Annotated in this window: 20 protein-coding genes; 5 read left to right on the forward strand and 15 right to left on the reverse strand. The window is 44.6% G+C overall.

The genetic code is table 11. From position 1 onward, the window contains the following. Positions 1-33 precede the first annotated feature (33 nt). Positions 34-3,066 carry a PKD domain-containing protein gene (locus tag IEY13_RS09250; protein ID WP_188951692.1) on the reverse strand — a complete coding sequence of 1,011 codons (3,033 nt, stop codon included), beginning with the start codon at positions 3,064-3,066 and terminating at the stop codon, positions 34-36. Between the two features lie 163 nt (positions 3,067-3,229). Here IEY13_RS09250 and IEY13_RS09255 point away from each other — a divergent pair, with 163 nt between their 5' ends. Next, positions 3,230-4,423 carry a hypothetical protein gene (locus tag IEY13_RS09255; protein ID WP_188951693.1) on the forward strand — a complete coding sequence of 398 codons (1,194 nt, stop codon included), beginning with the start codon at positions 3,230-3,232 and terminating at the stop codon, positions 4,421-4,423. 52 nt (positions 4,424-4,475) lie between these two features. On the opposite strand, the gene IEY13_RS09260 is transcribed toward IEY13_RS09255, so the two are convergent. From IEY13_RS09260 to IEY13_RS09295, 8 genes are all read right to left on the reverse strand, one after another. Further along, a complete protein-coding gene (locus IEY13_RS09260) occupies positions 4,476-5,558 on the reverse strand; it encodes a type I restriction endonuclease (protein WP_188951694.1) in 1,083 nt (360 codons plus the stop codon). 30 nt (positions 5,559-5,588) lie between these two features. Beyond that, entirely contained in the window at positions 5,589-6,731 is a 1,143-nt protein-coding gene (locus IEY13_RS09265) for a hypothetical protein (RefSeq protein ID WP_188951695.1), read from the reverse strand. Beyond that, complete coding sequence (locus tag IEY13_RS09270; protein ID WP_188951696.1) at positions 6,694-7,506, reverse strand: hypothetical protein; 813 nt, start codon at positions 7,504-7,506, stop codon at positions 6,694-6,696. Before IEY13_RS09270 ends, IEY13_RS09265 begins: the two co-directional genes overlap by 38 nt. A 53-nt stretch (positions 7,507-7,559) precedes the next feature. After that, entirely contained in the window at positions 7,560-8,063 is a 504-nt protein-coding gene (locus IEY13_RS09275) for a hypothetical protein (protein WP_188951697.1), read from the reverse strand. Between the two features lie 9 nt (positions 8,064-8,072). Beyond that, positions 8,073-9,782, reverse strand: a complete 1,710-nt coding sequence (locus tag IEY13_RS09280) for a hypothetical protein (RefSeq protein WP_188951698.1) — start codon at positions 9,780-9,782, stop codon at positions 8,073-8,075. A gap of 83 nt (positions 9,783-9,865) precedes the next feature. Then, on the reverse strand, positions 9,866-11,212 hold the full coding sequence (locus IEY13_RS09285; RefSeq protein ID WP_188951699.1) for a DUF4407 domain-containing protein: 1,347 nt from the start codon (positions 11,210-11,212) through the stop codon (positions 9,866-9,868). Then, entirely contained in the window at positions 11,205-12,440 is a 1,236-nt protein-coding gene (locus IEY13_RS09290; protein ID WP_188951700.1) for a DUF4407 domain-containing protein, read from the reverse strand. The genes IEY13_RS09285 and IEY13_RS09290 overlap by 8 nt, the downstream gene beginning before the upstream one ends. Then, positions 12,437-12,946 (reverse strand): hypothetical protein, encoded by a 510-nt coding sequence (locus tag IEY13_RS09295; protein WP_188951701.1) that lies wholly within the window; start codon positions 12,944-12,946, stop codon positions 12,437-12,439. The genes IEY13_RS09290 and IEY13_RS09295 overlap by 4 nt, the downstream gene beginning before the upstream one ends. Positions 12,947-13,151: 205 nt before the next feature. Here IEY13_RS09295 and IEY13_RS09300 point away from each other — a divergent pair, with 205 nt between their 5' ends. The 3 genes from IEY13_RS09300 to IEY13_RS09310 all read left to right on the forward strand — a co-directional run bounded on the left by IEY13_RS09300 (position 13,152) and on the right by IEY13_RS09310 (position 14,740). Then, a complete protein-coding gene (locus IEY13_RS09300) occupies positions 13,152-13,469 on the forward strand; it encodes a DUF5763 domain-containing protein (protein WP_188951702.1) in 318 nt (105 codons plus the stop codon). A 73-nt stretch (positions 13,470-13,542) separates the two neighbouring features. Beyond that, positions 13,543-13,917 (forward strand): hypothetical protein, encoded by a 375-nt coding sequence (locus tag IEY13_RS09305; protein WP_188951703.1) that lies wholly within the window; start codon positions 13,543-13,545, stop codon positions 13,915-13,917. A gap of 187 nt (positions 13,918-14,104) precedes the next feature. Beyond that, positions 14,105-14,740 carry a hypothetical protein gene (locus IEY13_RS09310; RefSeq protein ID WP_188951704.1) on the forward strand — a complete coding sequence of 212 codons (636 nt, stop codon included), beginning with the start codon at positions 14,105-14,107 and terminating at the stop codon, positions 14,738-14,740. A 153-nt stretch (positions 14,741-14,893) separates the two neighbouring features. Here IEY13_RS09310 and IEY13_RS09315 read toward each other — a convergent pair whose 3' ends face one another. Next, entirely contained in the window at positions 14,894-15,238 is a 345-nt protein-coding gene (locus tag IEY13_RS09315; protein WP_188951705.1) for a hypothetical protein, read from the reverse strand. Positions 15,239-15,317: 79 nt separating this feature from the next. Between IEY13_RS09315 and IEY13_RS09320 the strand changes: the two genes are divergently transcribed. Beyond that, a complete protein-coding gene (locus IEY13_RS09320; RefSeq protein WP_188951706.1) occupies positions 15,318-15,953 on the forward strand; it encodes a hypothetical protein in 636 nt (211 codons plus the stop codon). A gap of 3 nt (positions 15,954-15,956) precedes the next feature. Here the strand turns inward: IEY13_RS09320 and IEY13_RS09325 are convergent, their stop codons facing one another. The 5 genes from IEY13_RS09325 to IEY13_RS09345 all read right to left on the reverse strand — a co-directional run bounded on the left by IEY13_RS09325 (position 15,957) and on the right by IEY13_RS09345 (position 19,746). Continuing rightward, positions 15,957-16,457, reverse strand: a complete 501-nt coding sequence (locus tag IEY13_RS09325; protein ID WP_188951707.1) for a cupin domain-containing protein — start codon at positions 16,455-16,457, stop codon at positions 15,957-15,959. Between the two features lie 26 nt (positions 16,458-16,483). Continuing rightward, a complete protein-coding gene (locus tag IEY13_RS09330; protein ID WP_188951708.1) occupies positions 16,484-17,281 on the reverse strand; it encodes a lysozyme inhibitor LprI family protein in 798 nt (265 codons plus the stop codon). An 85-nt stretch (positions 17,282-17,366) separates the two neighbouring features. Continuing rightward, entirely contained in the window at positions 17,367-17,756 is a 390-nt protein-coding gene (locus IEY13_RS09335) for a type II toxin-antitoxin system VapC family toxin (protein ID WP_188951709.1), read from the reverse strand. Beyond that, entirely contained in the window at positions 17,741-17,968 is a 228-nt protein-coding gene (locus IEY13_RS09340) for a hypothetical protein (protein ID WP_188951710.1), read from the reverse strand. The genes IEY13_RS09335 and IEY13_RS09340 overlap by 16 nt, the downstream gene beginning before the upstream one ends. A gap of 131 nt (positions 17,969-18,099) precedes the next feature. After that, positions 18,100-19,746 carry a tetratricopeptide repeat protein gene (locus IEY13_RS09345; RefSeq protein WP_188951711.1) on the reverse strand — a complete coding sequence of 549 codons (1,647 nt, stop codon included), beginning with the start codon at positions 19,744-19,746 and terminating at the stop codon, positions 18,100-18,102. Positions 19,747-19,765: the final 19 nt, after the last annotated feature.

Below are 19,765 nucleotides of genomic sequence, written 5' to 3' on the forward strand. Positions count from 1 at the left end.
CTGATTAGAAAATAGTGGAAAACCGCTAGCCTGCTAGCGGATAATGGTAACCGGGCCGGTAATTTTACCGTAGCCATTAGCATTCGGCTGCAGCACATAATAATAAGTACCGGCAGGCAACAAATTGCCTCCTGTACCGGTTCCGTTCCACGGCGTACCATAGCCGCCTGTTTTACGATATACCAGCTGCCCATACCGGTTGTACACATCCAGTGTGGCCCTGCTGTATGATTGCATCCCCTTTATCTCCCAGAAATCGTTGATACCATCTCCGTTAGGGGTAAACACATTCGGAACCCTTATATCATTGTATACTCTTACCCATACACTATCCTTACTGCTGCACCCTGCTTTACCGGTAGCAGTAACATAATACAACTGATCCAGCATGGGCGTTGCCACGGGCTGCAAAGTATTGCCCCCGGTAAGCTGGTCTGCTGGCGACCATGCTATTTTTGCATCCGCCTCATTTACTACTGCTTTTAACAAAGCCTTCTCCCCTGCCGAAATAATCACTTCAGCACCCGCATCTACACGCGGCGGGTTATAAACCCTAACCGGTTTACGCACCGCTTCGGCTGTACAGCCGCCTGCAGTTATTACCATAGATACATTGTAGGTACCAGCCTGGGTATAGTTTTTAGTAACATTGCTGCCGGTGCCTGTAGTACCATCGCCCAGTTGCCAGGCCCAGGTGGCTGGCAGGGTTTTATCGTAAGTACTGTTATCTGTAAAGCCGGCGGCTCCGTTGGAACAAAACGCTGTATCAGCCAACATAAAATCCGGCACAGGTGTATTGGCAAATACAGATGCCGGAAGCGGCAGCGACAGAGAATCTGCACAGCCGGCAGAAGCCGCGTATAACTTTACCGTATAATCACGCGCCGCAGCATACCGGTAAACAGGCTGCTTAGTAGTAGCCATACCATCATCTCCAAACTGCCAGCGCCAACTAATAGCCGCATTGGCATTGCCCGGTACAGTAGTACTATTGGTAAAAGTGGCTTCGCCACCCGGCATACAAATACGTGCAGGCAATTGAAAAGCCACATCGGGTGCCGGTTTTATCACCAGTGGTTTGGTAGTATCGCCCCAGCAGCCATCATAATCCCGCACTACCTGCACCGTTACCTGGTAAGTACCGCCATCATCATATTTCTTCACCGGCGTTAATACCTTGCTGCTGGTACCATCTCCAAAAAGCCATTGCGAAAAACCAGCGTCCGGGCTTTTGGGTACATAATTAAAAGTAACCTCCTCACCCTCGCAAACAGATGGCGCTGTAAAATCAGCGCCCGGCCCCTGATGTACCGGTATAGTAATATTCAGTATTTCACTCTGGCTGCAATTATCAATAGATGGCGCAGTAACCGATAAGGGCACCACATGCTCTCCCCCTCTGGTAAACGTGTAACTATCCGGCAAGTCGTATATATAATACGTTTTACCTTTTATAACGGCAGTACCCGATGGAACGGGATTGGTAATTGTAACATCTGTAGCAGGTACAATATCTGTTACCCGGCTAAAATGCAGGGTAATGGCAGTAGCCTGGTAAATGGTTTTAACCGATAAATGAAACGGTGTTTTGGTACATACATAACTGTATGTTTCGTTGCTGTTATCCGGCTTAATTTCTGGTATTGCGGCCAGGTTGTTTACGTACGACCCGATATTATAACCATAACTCTCTGCGCGTCCCAGTCCGTACGTAATGCCGGTAAAACCTGAATCGCTGGCAACCGTATGCTGCATAGGTGTAAGCGGAAGTGCTTTTATCACCACCTTATAACCAGCCAGCCCCGGATGTGCATATACAGAATCATATGCCGTACCTCCATCAATACGCAGAGAAGCAAGCCCATTATCGGGAATCACTAACGTAAGATAGTTTTTATCAATCGCCTCTTTGCTGGTACTGTAAAAGGCAACACTATTAATAGCCTGCTCTATTGGGCTGAGAAAAATCATTTCCGGGTCTCCGGCCCCCAGCGATCCACAGCCTAAACCTGATAAAATCAGCTGCGCTACCATAATAGGGCCTGTAGCAGTAATATTCTCTCCCACCATCGACTCAAACTCGTAATAACTGTTATTCTGAAGCCCTGACAATGCAACGCCATTTCTGAACACCCTTGTGCCCAGCTGCTTTATAAACACACGAAACCTGTTTTTATTCAGCAACCCCGTACTTAGCGTGGTAGAAGTGGGCGCGGTAAGATACTGCGTACCCCAGGCATTGGCCGGAAACACCTGCTGCATAATAAAGTCTCCACCACTGTTGTCATTAAAAACAAGCATACAAATACCGGTACGGCTACTGCCGGAAAAAACAGCAACCGGGTGGCACCTGCCATCTGTACCAGGTACAGACTGTATTTTGCTGCCCGACATATCATTGCCTATGGTGCCCGCCTGCTGAGCCCCCAGCACATTGTAGCTCTCTCCTTTTTTCAGCGTAACATCAAAAGGCACATTGCGCGCCCTGCCGCCTTTGGTAGCAAGTGAGGGGGTAATACGCACAACGGTATTGTCTTCACTGGCAATTACATAAAAGTAGGAGTAGCTGTTTGTATAGTCCTGCGAGGTATTTAATGAGAAGTAAGTATAGCCATAAGTTTCAACCGGTAACAAGGTAGTACCACCGGAAGAAAAGTTACCATAGGTGTGTACAAACACCCCTATAGGCACATCACTTACAATATGAATGTTTTTTTGAAAAAGCCCCTCACCGGTCAAACGTGCATCGGCCCCGTTATCAGCTGCGCTGTTTTTGGGCATAGGATCGGTAGAAATGGCAGAATGTGCAGGTACTGTATAAGCCTTGCTCCAGCTGGTGCCCGGTACACTCACCGTTACCTTCGCCGGTTTATCTCCCGTACTCAGGTAAAGCACCATTTCCTGTTTGTTTAAATTAGCGTCCTGCGTATAAAAAAACGAGTTGGTACCGTAGCCCACCCAGAATTCTTTTCCCGTATTGGAAAAATTCTGAGCCTTACCTTCAAAATTTAAGAAAAAACAGAAAAATAAAGCAGTTAACTGGTATACGCCTCGCACATTTCGCATCAGGGTAAAATTATTTCCTGCATGAGTAAAAACACTCATAAAAACCACCCTAACAACAAAATAGTGGAAAACCACCAGAAGCCTGGGGCTATTTGTAAAGAACTCAGACGTATTTATAGCTGAAATCTGCTATAGCCTTCGTATATTGAAAAAAACAATATTTATGAAAAAGACTCACCTAAACCTGCTTATCCTCCTGGGATCACTTATTTTGTCCCTATCTTGTAACAAAAACGGGAAAAACGACGCAAAGAACGATTATCAAAGTTTTTTACTGCTGGGCAAAGGACGAACATTTTCTACAGCCCATTACCTGAAAGCGCCTGCTGATGATAAAGCAGCCAAAACAACGTCTCAATTGTACCCAACCTCATCCACTGAGGAACTATTTACTTATTATAACATGCCCTCCTATGAAATAGAAACACTCCTGAGCGATTTAAAGGCCAATGTGGGAGGCGATATACAGGAGATTGAGGCAGCCCCCTACTCAATAACCCTGTATATGGATTCGGAGACTACCCAAACAGAATACGGCAGTATTAAAGGTATCAGCATGTTTTTCGAGAATGACAGCCATTTTCTTCACCGCTATTTTAAAGTAACCGCAGGCAGCTCTACTGAAGAAGCAGACGTTAACGGTTTATGCCAGAAAATAACCTATGCTGACCTCAGAGGATTGGGTTATTACTCAAATGACTTTACCTTCTCCCCTTCTATTATATGGCTTAAAAGCGAAGAAAATTCAACAGTTGGAGATACAGACAAAGAACATCATTATCTGGGAAGGCTTTTATATCAAAGTCCGGACAAATACCCTATGCACAATTTAGTAAAATCTTCAGCCAGATGTGTTGGCTGTGGAATATCAGAGGGCGGGTGTGATACTGACTCTTATGGACAATTATTCTGCAGTGCAGCCGGCCCTTGTTACCTGACCCAGGTGAATGAGCACCTGCTTCAAACAAATCTTCCGTTCACACCGTTTAATTTAACTTCAGGACGATCTTTCCGGGACGAAATTCTGGCAGAAACAACAACAGGCCTTAAATATACTTATTACTATAACGAGCTTTCTTATTTTACAGCCTGCTTCAATATAGCCAAACCCGAAAATTTTGAAACTTTGTATGATCTGGCAACGGAAGGTTATGTAGTACGAAACAAATTTATTGATGAGCCCGATGATGAAGTTATTTTAACCGAACCCCTTAAATCTTCAGCTACCAGCGTAATAAGCTTATATAGAGATCAATCTATAAATAACCATATAACAGGCATTCTGGATGATATTACTGTTGACCTGGATACCTTTGTTGGTTTACAAAAATCAGAACTGCTATCTCTCATGCAATAACACAATAATAGCAATCTACCGGTTAAACATTATTAACCGGTAGATTTATCCCCTAAGCCTCCCCACCCTTCGGCGCATAGTTCAACACTACCTGCACCAGCGCATCGGCATGTGAGAAAATATCATCCAGCGAGTTCAGCTCTTTCTTCGTTTCATTCTTCTCCGCATCAAATAACCCGATATACTTTCTACTGGTATTAAAATACATGCGGCAGACAGGCTTCCGGTTGTTATCATCAAACAGGATAGCGAAGTAAGAAAGTGCATCGCGATAAGTAACCTTTTGTACGGGCACATGCTGGCGGAGAATAGACCGCACAATTCTGAATGCTTCCAGCTCTTCCTCTGTTGTTACAATTTTATTTTCGTCATCTTCCACAACAGGGTTCTCCAGTGCAGCAATGGAAGCCTGATCCACTTCTTCTTTTTGCAGGGCCGATTTTAAGCGCTCGGTTATCAGATCATTGATATAAAACTGAAAAGACTTTTTTGTCAGTTGGGTAAACTGATCCAGCACGCGTTGGGTAAGTATACCGGCATTATACACCTGTTTGGCAAAATGCCTGACAAAATCGGGCGTGGGGTTATTAAACTCACCCTGCATCAGCGCCTTCAGCTGACCTACATATTTCAGTTCGCTAGCGGTAGAAACAATGGTTTCTGAGTCAAAATAAGCTTTGTGAAACTTCTTGAGCTCTTCCAGATGATTGTCGCGGATATCGTTCAGATCAAAAACAAAAAACGGCTTTTCGTCCATCTTGTTCTGTTCGTCCAGATCGGTATAAAAGCGCGATTCAAAACCATTGGTGAGAATAGAAAATTTGGCTTTAGTGGTATGAAAGTAGCGAAACAGCTGCGAGTTATGCGGATCCAGATTAGCTGACCAGTGTTTGCATTCCACTAAAATAATCGGATGGCCATCCTTCATAATAGCATAATCTACCTTCTCCCCTTTCTTAATTCCCAGGTCTGCCACAAACTCAGGAACTACTTCCAGCGGGTTAAATACATCATACCCCAATGCCTGTAAAAAGGGCATCACAAATGAATGCTTGGTAGCTTCTTCGGTATGCACCAGTTCTCTGTGCTTTAATATACGATCGCCCAGTTGCTTAATTGTGTCTTTAAAATCCATATAGTCAGTATTTATTTTAGAATATGTTTTTTACCGGATGATTCCATTCACATCATTCAACACCCGTTGCAGCAGCATACAAAACATATCAGCCTGCTCTCCCAGTCGTAAAATCGCATTTTTCCCGGTCGACTTTCTTATCTCAACTCCTTCGTGGGAAGCAATAAGTCCCGATATGCCGTCAAGCCTTATAACGGAGTTTTTTACGCCGCCTGCCAAAATAATCCGCTTGCTGGTTACATACAAAGTGCCTTCATCAACCAGCTTCATAACATCTGCACCATAGCTGAAACGCCCGTTGCCTGTTTTATTAAAGTAGCATGCTTTTATCTCTCTGAAATTCATTGACACGTCAGAACTACCGGGGATATTTCTGGTCCCCCTCCATTCATACCAACGTACACCTGAAGAGGTGAAATAACATTCTTCGTCTTTTTGAAGCACAGCGGTTGTATGTACTACAGGCAGCTGCTCATTTTCTATAGCCCAATAGCACTTCAGCTTGTGAAGCCTGCTTTTAGTTTGTTCGCTCAACTGAATAACTACATGCAAGCTGGATGAAATGTCATGTAGTTCACGCTCTTCAGCTGGCGAAAAACGCATACGGGCAATCACTCCGGAAACATACTCCTGCACAAACGCAGCTCTCATTTCTGTAGCAATTTTCTCTGTAAGCGCTTTAGAAAGCTGCAACGTATGCTGCAACCTGTTCAGAAGCTCCATATCCCCGTTACTTAAACGGCCATCGGCTATAACTTTTGCAAATGCATTTCTATACACAAGCTCCCCTATTCTTGTATGCAGATATTGTAAAGTATGTTCCTCCAGCTTTAAAATTTCTGCCAGGTGATACAACTCATCCCGCTCCGTTTTATTCAAATCACTGTTCCGCAGGCAGTAATTCAGATAAACCGAATAAAACTCCTCCAGATTCAGCGCAAACTCTTTTTTTAAAGAAAGCCGGTATCGATCCTCAATACTTTTAATATCCTGCCGGGAAATATCCTGTACAGGTGTAGATGCCAGCAGGTTATTTAATTCCACTACCGCATTCTCCTCCGGCAGCTGCCTCAATAACTTCTGAAAAAAACTTACTGCATATAAAGGCCTTACCTGATATACGTGTCCATTCATATTACTCGTATTGTCTGTATTCCTGATAAATAGGTTCATTCCAGTTTTTTACACCACCATGGTGCGAGCATGCTCCTCTGCCACTGGCACCAGAAGTTGAGCCATCCCAACAGCGCGTGCAATACCCAATAATTTTCCGGCGAACCGGATTTACCTTATTGTATAAGGCAGTCGCTTTCTTATTACCTGTTCCCAAAAGCTGTTTAAGATCATCTACCGCTTCCCGTACCTTCCCTGTTTTACTGTAACAAACCGCCCTGTTGTATAACAGCTCATCATTGCTGGAATCTTTTAATAACGCATTTATTTTCACAAGCGCATCAGCGTATTTACCGGATGTAAAAAGCGAAGAAGCATCTGCCATCTGCATTTCGTGCACCTTATGTAAACTATCCTTTCTCTGCTGCTCTTTCTGCATGGCTACAGCCTTTTCCATTGCTTCCTTTTTCTTCAACAATTCCTGAGTATGAGCTTCTACATTATCTGCTGTTACGTAATAGCCCATCAAAGGAATACTCACCGCAAGCAACAGAACAGCAACAACTGCTTTTACCGCGGCGGTAAGCCTGCAACGCAGCTTCTCTTCTAAAAAACGGGCGCCGGGTGGTATTAAAACAAATCCTGTTATCGCAAACAGCAACGAAAGCAAAGGATGATACAACACCGCCAGTGCTATTATCAGAAAAACAAGTCCAATCATCCATAACAAGCCACTCCTCAAAGGCTTCCGGACTTCTTTTCTCTTATGATCTCCTTTAAAATAATCAGGCAACACCCTTGCTTTTGCAGGAATTAAACCAGCTACGTATCTCATAAATCACATACAGTTTACAACACCGGCAGCAGTAATCGGCTGCACAAAAAAAGTTAATGAAAATAAGTAAGGTTAAAAGAAGGCATACACATCTGCAACAGCCCATCTATCACCGGCAGCAGTATCACACCAACCACCAGCAACAGCATTCCCTTTATAACAGCATACGCCAGTTGATCGGCCTCTGCCTTTCTCACTTTTTTAGTACCTGTAACCAGCACAAGCGAAACCAACCCCGTTGCCATACCAGCCAGCAGCAACAGCCATCCCATTCCTATCCCAATCATTAAGCAGCAGCTGGTGGCTATACTTTTCAAAAATTCGCCGGGCTTTAGTTTCATCCATATATCAATTGCTTCCGAAACAGCCCCCAGCACCCGGTACATAATAACGGAACCCGTACCGGCAATGCACGCTATCCATATAGCCAGCGGCAGTTCCACTACCTCTTCAGCCCCCATCTTTTTTCTTGTCTTACCTGTTAACCATCTAACCGCCAGCAAAAGCGCTATAACAGCAGCTATTCCACACACAAACAATAGTATTATCCTGCTCATAGTTTTTATTTATTGAGAAATAAGAGACAAACGCCAATATTTCAGGTTTGCTACCTCTTTGGGCAACACACCGGCAGGAACACCTGCTGCCGTGGTTTCCCAACAGTAATAGGGCTGATTGTTATAATAGTATGCCTGTCCCTGTAATGGCAAATGAATACCCAACAATGAATGACTGTAATATTCGCTGCTCAACACCGCCACCTGATAACCATAATGTCTGAATACCGTATATAATAATAAAGTGCGCGAATCACAGTCTCCTTTGCCTGTTGCCATAAATTCTACCGGCGTGTTAATGCCAAAACGTTCGTAACTGTCGCAGCGAGCATTTTCAGACCGTAGATAATTGCGGATAAAGGGATCGGAATAAAGAGCAGGATTACAATCTTTATCCAGCACCAGGCAGTAGGGTATCTGTTGTATGCAGGTGACCATCATCTCCGCAAAGGCTAAAGAATCCAGGTTACCAGCAGCTTTAATGCTATCAAACATCTGATACAACCCCGTTAACCTTTTCTCATCGTGCTGCCTGAGCAACGATAACATATAATCATAAGCCCTGCATTCCGATCCGGTTACAGCAATCTTATTTTTCCACGCACGCGCACTCCGATAGTCGCTCGCAGCGATAAAATAACGCCCCTTGTACAACTTTCCTTTATAATCATACCATTTACGATAATGCCAGATAAGCGTATCTATAGGTCTGCCTTCGGGAGCAGCGTCTTCTAAAGCCTGTTGCCGATCCGGAACAGCAACCACACTATCATAGTCTGCCACAGCAGGAACAGTAGACTTGCCACCTGTGCTGCTACGACCAGCAAATAACAGCACGCCAATCCACCCCAATAGCAGCACGCCAAAAACAATTTTCAACAGCCATTCCCAAAACACAGCGGGAATAATGCGGAATAACACTACCGCCCCAATCAACGGCAGCAAAAACAATAACCTTGGCAATAAGGCAATCACAAACAGGCATAACAGCAGCCAGCCTATACCATTGAACAGCAGGGTAAAAAAGTCATCCGTTGCTCCCCGTCTTCTATAGGTATTCAAAGCAGGCCATTTGTAACCGTTACCCCTATGCCACCCCTGCTTCTCCACCCGCACATGGCTTTCGCTGCCAGCTGCTGCAATGTCATCTACCTGCACTGTTACGGGTTCTATATCAGGCAAAAACTCAATAATTTCGTTTACCTCTGTTACATCATCCCATATATAACCGGTAGCCTCTGTTTCTATGGTGCCAAACAGTTCCTCTCCTTCCTCCTGTTGCAGCTTACGCACAAAACGCACACCCGAAAACTGAGGCTGATGAAGCACTACACCAAATTGTCTGGCATTACCTTCAAAAACTACATGGCAGGGAATGGTAGCAGGTAGTTTATGCATTGGAAAACCGGTATCTGCTTCAAAAGCAAACGGCTTTCCCCTGGAGACACCTTCTTTTTCATTTACCCAAAAAGTAACTTCATAAATATGAAACTGATAATGTTTTACAAACACATCTCTTTCTCCGGAACCGTTCTCTGCTTCCGCCCAGTATTTCCCTTTCAACCTGCCCAGTAACCAGGTGTACCTGGGGGTAGCTTTTTCCATCATTACCCGTTTAAACCTCCTGCCAGTCTCCGGATCAGTTTCTACTTCTGTTTCAGACAAACGGGTAAATCTTACGTCCGGATGCGGCGCAGATACAGATACCGCATCCGTCACGGTAACAGCTGTTGACGCCTTTTTCCGGGTATACCATAGCAGAAGTCCTGTAAGCAAGGCCGCAATAAGTATTACTAACAGCGTCACAGTGCAGCAGGATAAATAAGGGTTAATAAATCAGATTGCTCAGATAAAGGAAAGGCATCGTATTTACGCACAGTTCTGAAAGGATGATCTGCCCAATACTCGTACTTCTCCACATCATCCTTCAACGTCTCTTCCAGCTGCTGCAACAATTTACTATAAACATCCGGGCGTATATCTCTTACCTTCTCCAGCCAGGGCAGCATTTTTTCCCGGCTGCGGGTATTGTATTGCATAATACAATGCCTGAACGCAAGCAGGTAATCACTTTTAAAATCCCGATAATACTCCAGCACCATATCACGCTCCAACCTTTCCTTCTCATCATAAAAAATGCCTTTATTCCGTATGGAATACTTTAGATAAATAGGTAGTAAAAACACCCCAATCACCACCAGGGTAATTATCCAGGAAACAGGGTTCTCATTAAGGATAATCTGATTTCTCTTAATGTAAAAGTTACTGTGTTCCATCAGCACCCTTAAACGTTTGTCGTTATTCATTCTGGCAACTATCAGGTTCTGCAAAGCAGATCGGGTATATGACATATCAGCCTGCTCTCCCCCATCAACCAAATCAATCCCCTGCAACTGCAATAAAAACGCTGCGTGACTCTGCTGTTCCTTTATCAATGCTACTTCCAGCTGCAGCCGTACGCTGTCGGAGATATGTTTCCAGTGATCTGAAAAGCGACCATGCCAATGTTTAAGACTATCCAGCATACGCTGCATAGCAAACAAGCGGGCCGAGTCTTCTGCTATTTTACGGTATAGCCAGGCATGTTTCGCCTCAATCAACCCGCGTGTTTCCATTGTTATCGTTGCCGCGTCAGCCCTGTGTAAGTCCCGCCCACACCTGCACTCCCCCGCCACCAACGCGCTATCTGCTGCAATGGTCATTTCACCCTTGTATTCAGTTTTATATTTATTCAGACTCTTTTGCACAAAGGGCGACAGGCACAATACGTTAATAGGCTGCGCTATAATAATGGCCAGTAAAGACATAAAAAGAAGCCGGAACAACATAGCAGCGGAAAAAAAAGACCGGGCCCGGGCCAGCAGTTTGTTTTTTACCGGCAGCAGCGTTGGGGTTACCGTATGCAGCAGTAGCAGGTACATGTTGGTTACCAGTAAAGCCCACACAACGCCAACTGGCACTACCATCCATTTATTACCCTGAAAAAGGTAAAACATAAAACTGCCGGCACTGATACAACAACCCAGAAAAATAGTAAGTACCAGTATGCGTATAGCTGCAAAAGTCCGCTTCGCATTCCCGTTGCACCGCTGTATCAGTTGGTTATCTTCTCCCGCCAACGTGAGATAAATACGTTTCAGTTTACGCATCTACTTGTATACTTTGAATATAAGAATCCAGGTTTGCATCAATTTTCTCCATTTCCCTTTCCTTATACCGCCGCACAGCATAAGCAGTAAGCTCTTTCTGTATATCAGTAACCATTATTTTTTCGTGTACAACACGCTCCGCCTCATGATTAATAATCAGATGCCTTTCCAGTCCCTGTTTGTCTTTATAATAATCATATCTTACCTCTATGCCATTTTCTGCTTTAATCAGCTCATCACGATTTTCAACCAGATAGTCGTAGGGAGTTTTGGTAAGCATCAGTTTAAAAAATACCGGAGTAAGTTCAATAGCCATAAATAACAGGGTAATAAAAGTGGTAATAACAGCGCCGGCTATTTCATGTGCAAGCTTTATACGTTCCAGTAATCCATCCAGCCCATTCGCAATTTTTTCGTTATTGTTACGTTCTTTTTCTTTAGCAGTTCTCAGTTCCTGTTTGCGTTTATTCAAATCGGCCAGTTCCGCAGCATGCAATTCGTCAAACCGCTGCAACTCATTCTCCAGTTTTTCCTGCTCTCTTTTTAAAGCTCTGGCTACAGGCCCTTCTCCCTCTGGCCTACCTCCATGTCCTTCTGAAGTTTCTATTATACGTGTATTTTCAAGAGTCTTTATCCGCGCCAACAAATCAGCCCTCTGCTCTTCAATTCCTTTAAAATCTCCCTCCAGCTTACGTTCCCTGTCTATATACACCGAATCAACCTTCGACTGGTAGGCAGTCTGCTGCTCCAGTTGTTTCTCGCGCAGCTTAATGTCAATTTCTGTTTTAAACATTCTTATCTCTACAGGCTTCGAAATGGTAAGTGCTATAATAGCGCCCATAATAATCCGTGGTAATGCTCCCTTCAACTCATCCCAGGTAATAGCTTCCGTTCCGTCGCCTTTTCCGGTACTGGTAACAATAAATCGGTCTATATTAAAAATCATGAGTCCCCATACAACCCCAAACACCAGGGAAAGCATTACGGTAGGCAAGCTAACCGCATCATCTATAGCAGAACCTCTGGGTTCAAAAATGGTATAAAAGGCATATCCACCGGCTAAACCAGCCATAGCACCTGTTGCAAATACAATTCCACCCAGGCATACATATTTTACTCTGTCGCTATAAGTAGCCTGTTCCAACAAGTACCGGTCACCACCGGCAGCCCTCCACAAAAAACGAACTACAAAATTGGTTTTCTCAGTTTTGCTGTAGTCTCTTTTCATATATAATCAGCTTGGTTAAATAAGGCGGGTACATAAGCAACTGGTGGCACTTTCATGGCTATAGCAGGCACACCTGTTATCTTTCCGGAACATACTTTTATAGGCATATACGTCAGTTTCATATCTGTACTAAAAGCAACGGGTATCGCCCAGTCAGCCATTTCAGTTTTAAATGTTTGGGTTTGCAAGTGCCACTGGGGCTCTACCTCCAGATAATACTTCCGCTTAGTAAAGAACCCCTGTACCGTAAGCTGCAACTGACTATGCGCCAGTTTACTCAGGTTTAAAACAATATACTCACCGGCAAAAACACCGTATCCTGCAACAGATAACCAGAGCGAATTGCTACACCGGCATTGAATAACCAGGTAACTCTGCTGAAAAAGATACCGGTACGTATACCTGACATAAAGCACCTGCAAGCGATTCTTTCTTTTGAAAAGCAACCGGCAAACACGCAGTAACACTTTACCAGTCAATACAGGGTTCAGTAAAAAAAAACGCATACAGTATCTTATCTTTATGATATATCAAAACTATACAGCACCAAACGGTTTTTCTTACGGGAAACCGTAAACGAAAACTTATTTACAATCCGCACAATCGGGGGCCCGATACTTCAGAATAATCTACAAATAAAATACCTTCATTCTCAGGGCACCTCCCTGAGTTATTCTATACACATTAACTGTAATCATTAACCACATTCATATGAAAACCCTTATTACTGTTCTTCTTTCATTCAGCTTATTCTGCACACCGGAAAGCCGCAACAAACACCATGCAGGCAGGTGTACAGGTGCTGCCTCCTGTACAGCCTGTAAAAACTGCTCCGGTTGTAAATACTGTAATGCGGGAGGCACCTGCGGCGTATGTGCCCCTGCCCGGTCAAAACCACGGGAAACAATGGGTAAACCGGCCGGCAAAGAAGATACTGATTTTACACAGTGCAAGGCTATTACCAAAAAACGTACAAGATGCTCGCGCAAAGCAACCGCTACGGGATACTGCTGGCAGCACGGCAATTAACAAACGATACATCGCTTTTACAAAACCTTATCATTGACCAAAATGGAAACATACTATATTTATAATAAAACAAATGTCATCATCTGCCACCCCTTACCAACGCGTGCTGCCATTACTGGAAGCAGCAGAAACAATAGCCTCCGGCTATAGCGGCGGCAGTTCTTCTCATTTTGCTTCTGCTGAAGCCCTTACCAAAGCCATACACACGGGCTTGTTGAAATTAAAATTCCGCGACACCAGCGACGTTCCGGCAATGAAAAAATGGTTTGCACCGGAAGGCGACTGGAATAGTCTGATTGGCCCTGAAGGCACCAGTATTGGCAAACAACTACACGAATTATTACCTGAAATAACGCTAACACATTTCCGGGATGTACCCCTCCGGCGGCGCGCCACCGTGGGAAACTGGCTGGCAATGCTGGTTCAGGCGTTTTTTGAAGCGTTTTAGCAGAATGGGTTTAACGAAGCTTAAAATATTCAAACACCCATAATTGAATATTTTTTTTACTATCTTACCAGAGCGTTCGGCTATTTACAATGAAATACCCGGTAATCCACAGGTATTTCCGATACTGTATCCGTTGAAGGCATCAGTATATTGCAAGCCGGATTTCCGTACCTTTTTAACTAAGAAAATGAAACACGAACAGACTACAGGCGAAGCCTGGGCTGGTATTACGCAAAACAAACAGCAGGCCCAACTGGTATTAACCCACCTGTTTCAATTACAATCTGTAGAGGATTTTAAAGATCAGACGATAGGCTGGCTGCAGCTGATGCCTGAAAATGTAATTCTGGAGTTTAACAAACTACCGGAAACCATGCGCACCACCAGGCACTGGCTGATGGGAGATGAAGAAACCCCACCCCGGAATGAAAAAGAACAGGCGCAGCAACATGCCGCACTTTTCGGCTTTTTGCTGTACTTTTTTGATCAATGCTGGTTGTTGTTTGGCAGGGATATGCATGAACAAAAAGCAGTGAACTGGAACTTTGCGGGCCAGATACCCCACCGGAATCTGAAAGACCTGCTCAAAAGCATCACCCTTAAACATGCAGTAAATGTTTTATACGACGCACTGGTAACTGTTACCGGCACAGAATACCAGATACAGTTTCAAAGTAAAATAAGAGAACTGGAATGGGATACAGAGGAAGAACGGGAACAATATGCTGATGAAGAAAGTGAAGAGTACACCCGCCTGATGGTGGTATTTGCTCATTTTCGCAGCCTGCTGGATGCTACCTGGTACCTGCTGTGTATGCCGTGACATGCTCCATAACAGCAGACATTAACATCTTTTTATCAATAGTTCTCTTTTACCTGTCTGTATTCCTGTATACATTTATAGCAGTAAACTTCCAAAGCCGCAGACATTACTACGGCCATTTTAAAATCCTCTATATATCCACTGAAGTAACCATCAGCTCTTTGCAGATACTGCAGGCTTGCGTGGGTACAGTATTCCGTTGAGAAAAAGAACAAGCCGGCACACTGGTAACACTTCCTCCATTTTCGGGGAAGTATATGCTATTACCCGAAAATCTTCCCCGTCAACCGGGGAAGTGTTTTTTATGGCCTGAAGAACTTCCTCCATCATTGGGGCAGTGTTTCCGGTGGCAGAAAACACTTCCGCTATTACCGGGGAAGTTTTTCGGGTGGCCTGAAAAGCTTCCTCCATTATCGGGGAAGTTTTTCCGGTGACAGAAAATACTTCCTCCCTTACCGGGGAAGTGTTTTTTACGGCTGGAAACACTTCCTCAGTCATCGCGGAAGTGTTTTGCGTAAACCGTAGAACTTCCCCGATGACCGGGGAAGTTCACTCAACAAACATAACAGTTATCTATATGGCAAGAAACATGAAAAAATACCAGGATTTTATTCCAAAATCTGATGTGGAGAGGCTGCTATGGCTTCAAAACTATGTGGAAAACATACGGGAAGCTGCTCTGAAAACAGGCACAAGCCTGGGCCCCGCCGCCATTACCGCTCACGAACAGGAGGTAATGGAATACATAAACGCTATTGTTGACGCAGAACAGAAAAAAATTGACTCCAAAGCTGCTACCAGCCATAAGGAGACACTTGAAAAAAGCACTATAAAGAGAATACGGGATGTTGCCACCATTATAAAACGTCAGGGCAGTAAAGATGTGGGCACCATAGCCAAACTGGGCATTAAGTGCAAGGGGTATGCTGTTGATGTATCAGCACTACGCCCCAATATAAAAGTAGAAGTAGCAGACAGCAAAGTATACATCTATTTCAATAAGAACCACCATTATACTGTAGCTGTATATTGCCGGCAGCCGGGTGAGGAGTTTATACATATTGGTTACGGAGTTACCTCTCCATTTATAGACGAAAGGCCATTGGCTGTACCACTGCAGCCCGAGCGACGGGAATATTCGATTATGTATAACAATTGCAAGGAAAATATAGGGCATCGTAGCCTTGTTGCCAGCGTAGTATACGGCGGCTGACTATTACCGGCATAACCGCCTTATCAATACCTCATGCTGCGGAAACTGTGCCGCCAGCGGCTCTGCGGCGGCCAGTTCAAAATCGGCAAAGTCAAAACCCGGCGCCACGGTGCATCCGGTAAAAGCATACTCCGTACCGGGTGCGGGTTCGCTGGCAAACCAGCAACGGGCGGGTACCACGTATTGAAATACTTCGCCCTCTTCTATCCGGCTGCCCAGTTTTACGGTTTCCAAAGTGCCGTTAAAGTGAATTACATGCACCAGCAGGGTCTGGCCTGCATAAAAATGCCAGCACTCATCGCTTTTGATGCGGTGGAAGGCAGAGAAATTACCTTTATCCAGCAGAAAATAAATAGCGGTGCTGAAAGGCCGCGGACTGGTAAAGCGGAACGGTAGCCCCATACCTGCAATGGTTTCCACGCTGCGGTAAGTTTCTTTGTAATACCCTCCTTCCGGATGCGGTAACAAATCGTAGGCAGTAATCAGTTCCTGTATATAAGACATAGCAATGATTTAGGTGTAAGTTAAAATTAGAGAGCACTGTAACCAGGGCGTTTGGCAGATATGCGCCGGTAAAAGCCATCAATGGGCATATTACTCCCATACACGCAGTTAACACCCGGCTCCGGCGTATTTAACTGAACAACCACGCCCCTTCTTTTAAAGATAAAACGAATGCTGCAGGTGCCGCCTACTGCGTCGTAATTATACACGCCGGTATTTCCTTTCAGCGGAAGCACATCAGAAAGTATGGCCCTGCTTCCTCCGCCATAATCAGAACGCATAAATAGTTTAAAAAATACATTCCCATCATCTTCCACCCTTACCGTAAGCCTGCGTACGTAGTCATCATCCTCCTCCCGCCCCGGATCATCCGGCAGCTCATATTTACCGTTAATGCCTACCTGAAAAAGTTCCGGAGAATAATGCTTTGGTTCAGATAATTGCAGTTCAGCAATATGTTTGTTAATGAAACCGATATTGGAAGCAAACATCTCAGCAGGGTCATCAGGGCTGCTTCTTCTGAATCTGGCCATGGTAACTTCAAAAAACGCATTGCGCCGCTCCATCCATTCCTCGCGCTCATCTTCCAGATTGGAGCGCTGCGCGCTATCGCAGCGGTTCCATAATTGCTGATACGTAAGTTGCAGCAGGCTATCTGTTTGCTGGTACCAGCGTTTGGCACATTCTGTTTTATTGCGGCCGGCTTTTATACAGCCGTTGTATTGTGCCTGTAGCGTTTCAACAGGAGTTTGTGCGCTAACCGAGGCACAGGTTATAAGTAGTATAGCGCAAAGGTTTGTCAAAGGTTTATTGTACAACTTCATAGTTATCTGCTATAGGTCGGGTAAATGTACTGTGAGAGCTTTAGGGCAACAATCTCCAAAGTGGAAATAACAATATTTTCGCAGATCAGTCAAAAATGATTAAGCCATCTATCCGCTCAAAATGTCTTCTGTTTAACGTAGCCAGTGGTAGTCTGTATTTAATAGCCGTGGAAGCAATAAAAAGATCTGCTGCATCAATTAACTTCCGTTTTTTCTTCAATTGTTTGTTGAGCTCACTAGCCACTTTTGCCACCTCGCTATCAAAAGCAAGTACAGATGTTTTTTGAAGAAATGTATTCCAATAGTCCAGTTGGCCCAATCCGGCACCTACGTATATTTCATATTCGGTTATAGCAGAAATTGAATAACTATAGCCCAATCGGACAAGGGATACTAATAGGGAGTTTTCTTTGTTGGTTTTCCGGAATAGATCAATGAGAACAGAAGTGTCTGCCAGAATTATCTTGTTCGCCATTGGTTAATAGCTTTCCTGTTTTTTTCAATATCCTCCAGTTGTTTTTTAGTAAAAGTAGGAGCAGATAGTAACAACTCCTCCAGCTCTGAGACACCAGATGTTGCCACATTTTCCTTTTCTACTTCCTCCTTCAGTTTCTTCCACTGTGTTTTTGGAAGCCGTTTTGCCAGCTGTACCAACTGATCAAATCCTATTTCTACTTGTAACTGCATATCTCAAATTTACAAAAAACAGGACAATCATTACATTTAAATAAAAAAGCCACCCTCTTGTTAAAGACAGGTGGCTGGTGTATTCTCCCCCTTGCGATCAGCGTTATTTTTAATCAGACTTTTGTTTCAGTTTACATGATCCCCTGTAACAGGCCGGTCAATTTTTGTGCTCTTTCTTTGGGGTCTTTGCCCATTAAACGCAGCTGCCATTCTTTAGCCAGCTTTTTATCTTTCTTCACATCCCCTTTGCCATTGCTGTACATTTCAACCATATATTGTATAGACTCCTTATGCCCTTTATCAGCCGCTTTGGTAAACCAGGGTATGGATTCAGAAGTTTTACCCGTATGGCCTTCATACATAAGCCTGGCATATAAATACATGGCCTCTGTACTATCCTTGTCAGCCAGCTTTTTATACCACAATGCAGCTTTGGAAAAATCCTGTGTAAGGCCGTTCCCCCCCTCGCTGTATACATGCGCCAGCTGCATTATACCCTCTGCATCGCCCGCTTCGGCAGCCTGCTGCAGATAGTATGCGGTTTTGGCGTAATCTTTTGCAATGCCTGCTCCCTGGTAGTATAACTGACCTATGGTTACCCAGGCAGACGGATAACCTCTTTTGCCAGCCAGTTCCAGATACTGTATCCCCCGTGCCCTATCGGCCGTTACGCCCATACCTTTGTAATACAGAACGCCCAGCATATAGGCAGCAGCCATCTGGCCATGGTCGCAGGACAACTCAAACCATTCTCTGGCCTTTTCAAAATCGGGTGCCCCACCCATACCCACGTAATACAGTTCGCCCAGGCGGTACTCTGCACTGGAAGATCCTTTTTCCGCAGCCAGTGTATAATACTCTGCCGCTTTGGCTTCATCTTTTGTAACATACAAACCATCAGCCGCTCTTATACCCAGCAGTTCCGCCGCATCGTAATCGCCTTTTTCAACTGCTTTTTCCAGCAGCTCCCATCCTTTCCGGCGTTCAGCTTCCGGCCCTTCCAGCAAAGCCCTTCCGGCGTAAAATAACATATGAACATTTCCTTTCTGCGCGCCCGGAAGCGCCGCTTCATAACTTTTGCGCAGGTATTCCATGGCCTTTACCGAATCTTTTGCATACCCGCTATTTCCTGTGCTGAGCCATTGGTAAAGGGTATAATAAGCACTGGGGTGGTTGGCTGCAATGGCCTTATCCATCCATTCCCGTGCTTTGTCTGCATCGGCTGTTGTACCATATCCATCCATACACATATAGGCCAGCCGGGCGCACGCCATAGCACTATTCCGGGCGGCTGCCTTGCTATACCATTCATAAGCCTTTGGAAAGTTGCTATAGTCTTCATTGGCCAGGGCAATTGCCTCCATATCGGCCACATTGCCTTTGGCTATATTAGCAAAAGCCTGTTCAGGCAATGCCACCATTTTATAACGCTCAGAAATTTTATATACGTCTTTATATTTATCCTCCACGCCCTCCACCCCATCATTTTTGGTAAGGTACTCCGTGGTGTTTTTCCGCAGCCTGGCAACCTGCTCCAGGTTCAGATACACATCTGTTTTCAACTGCCCGGCCTGCGCGCAGATACGCAGGTATAAAATTTTTGCATTGCTGCTGCCCAGCAGCTTTTCTGTTTCTTCCAGCTTTTTTAAAGCCGAAGCATAGTCGTTTGCCTGAAAGGCTTCTTCTGCCTCTTCATACTTTAATTTCGCCAGCGTAGCCTGGCCAGACGCCTGCAGCGTTACTAGCAGGGCCGGTACCAGCAGCCATTTCATATTCATCCTGTGTAATTTTTGAGGA

Source organism: Filimonas zeae, assembly GCF_014641615.1.
GTDB classification, from domain to species: domain Bacteria; phylum Bacteroidota; class Bacteroidia; order Chitinophagales; family Chitinophagaceae; genus Filimonas; species Filimonas zeae.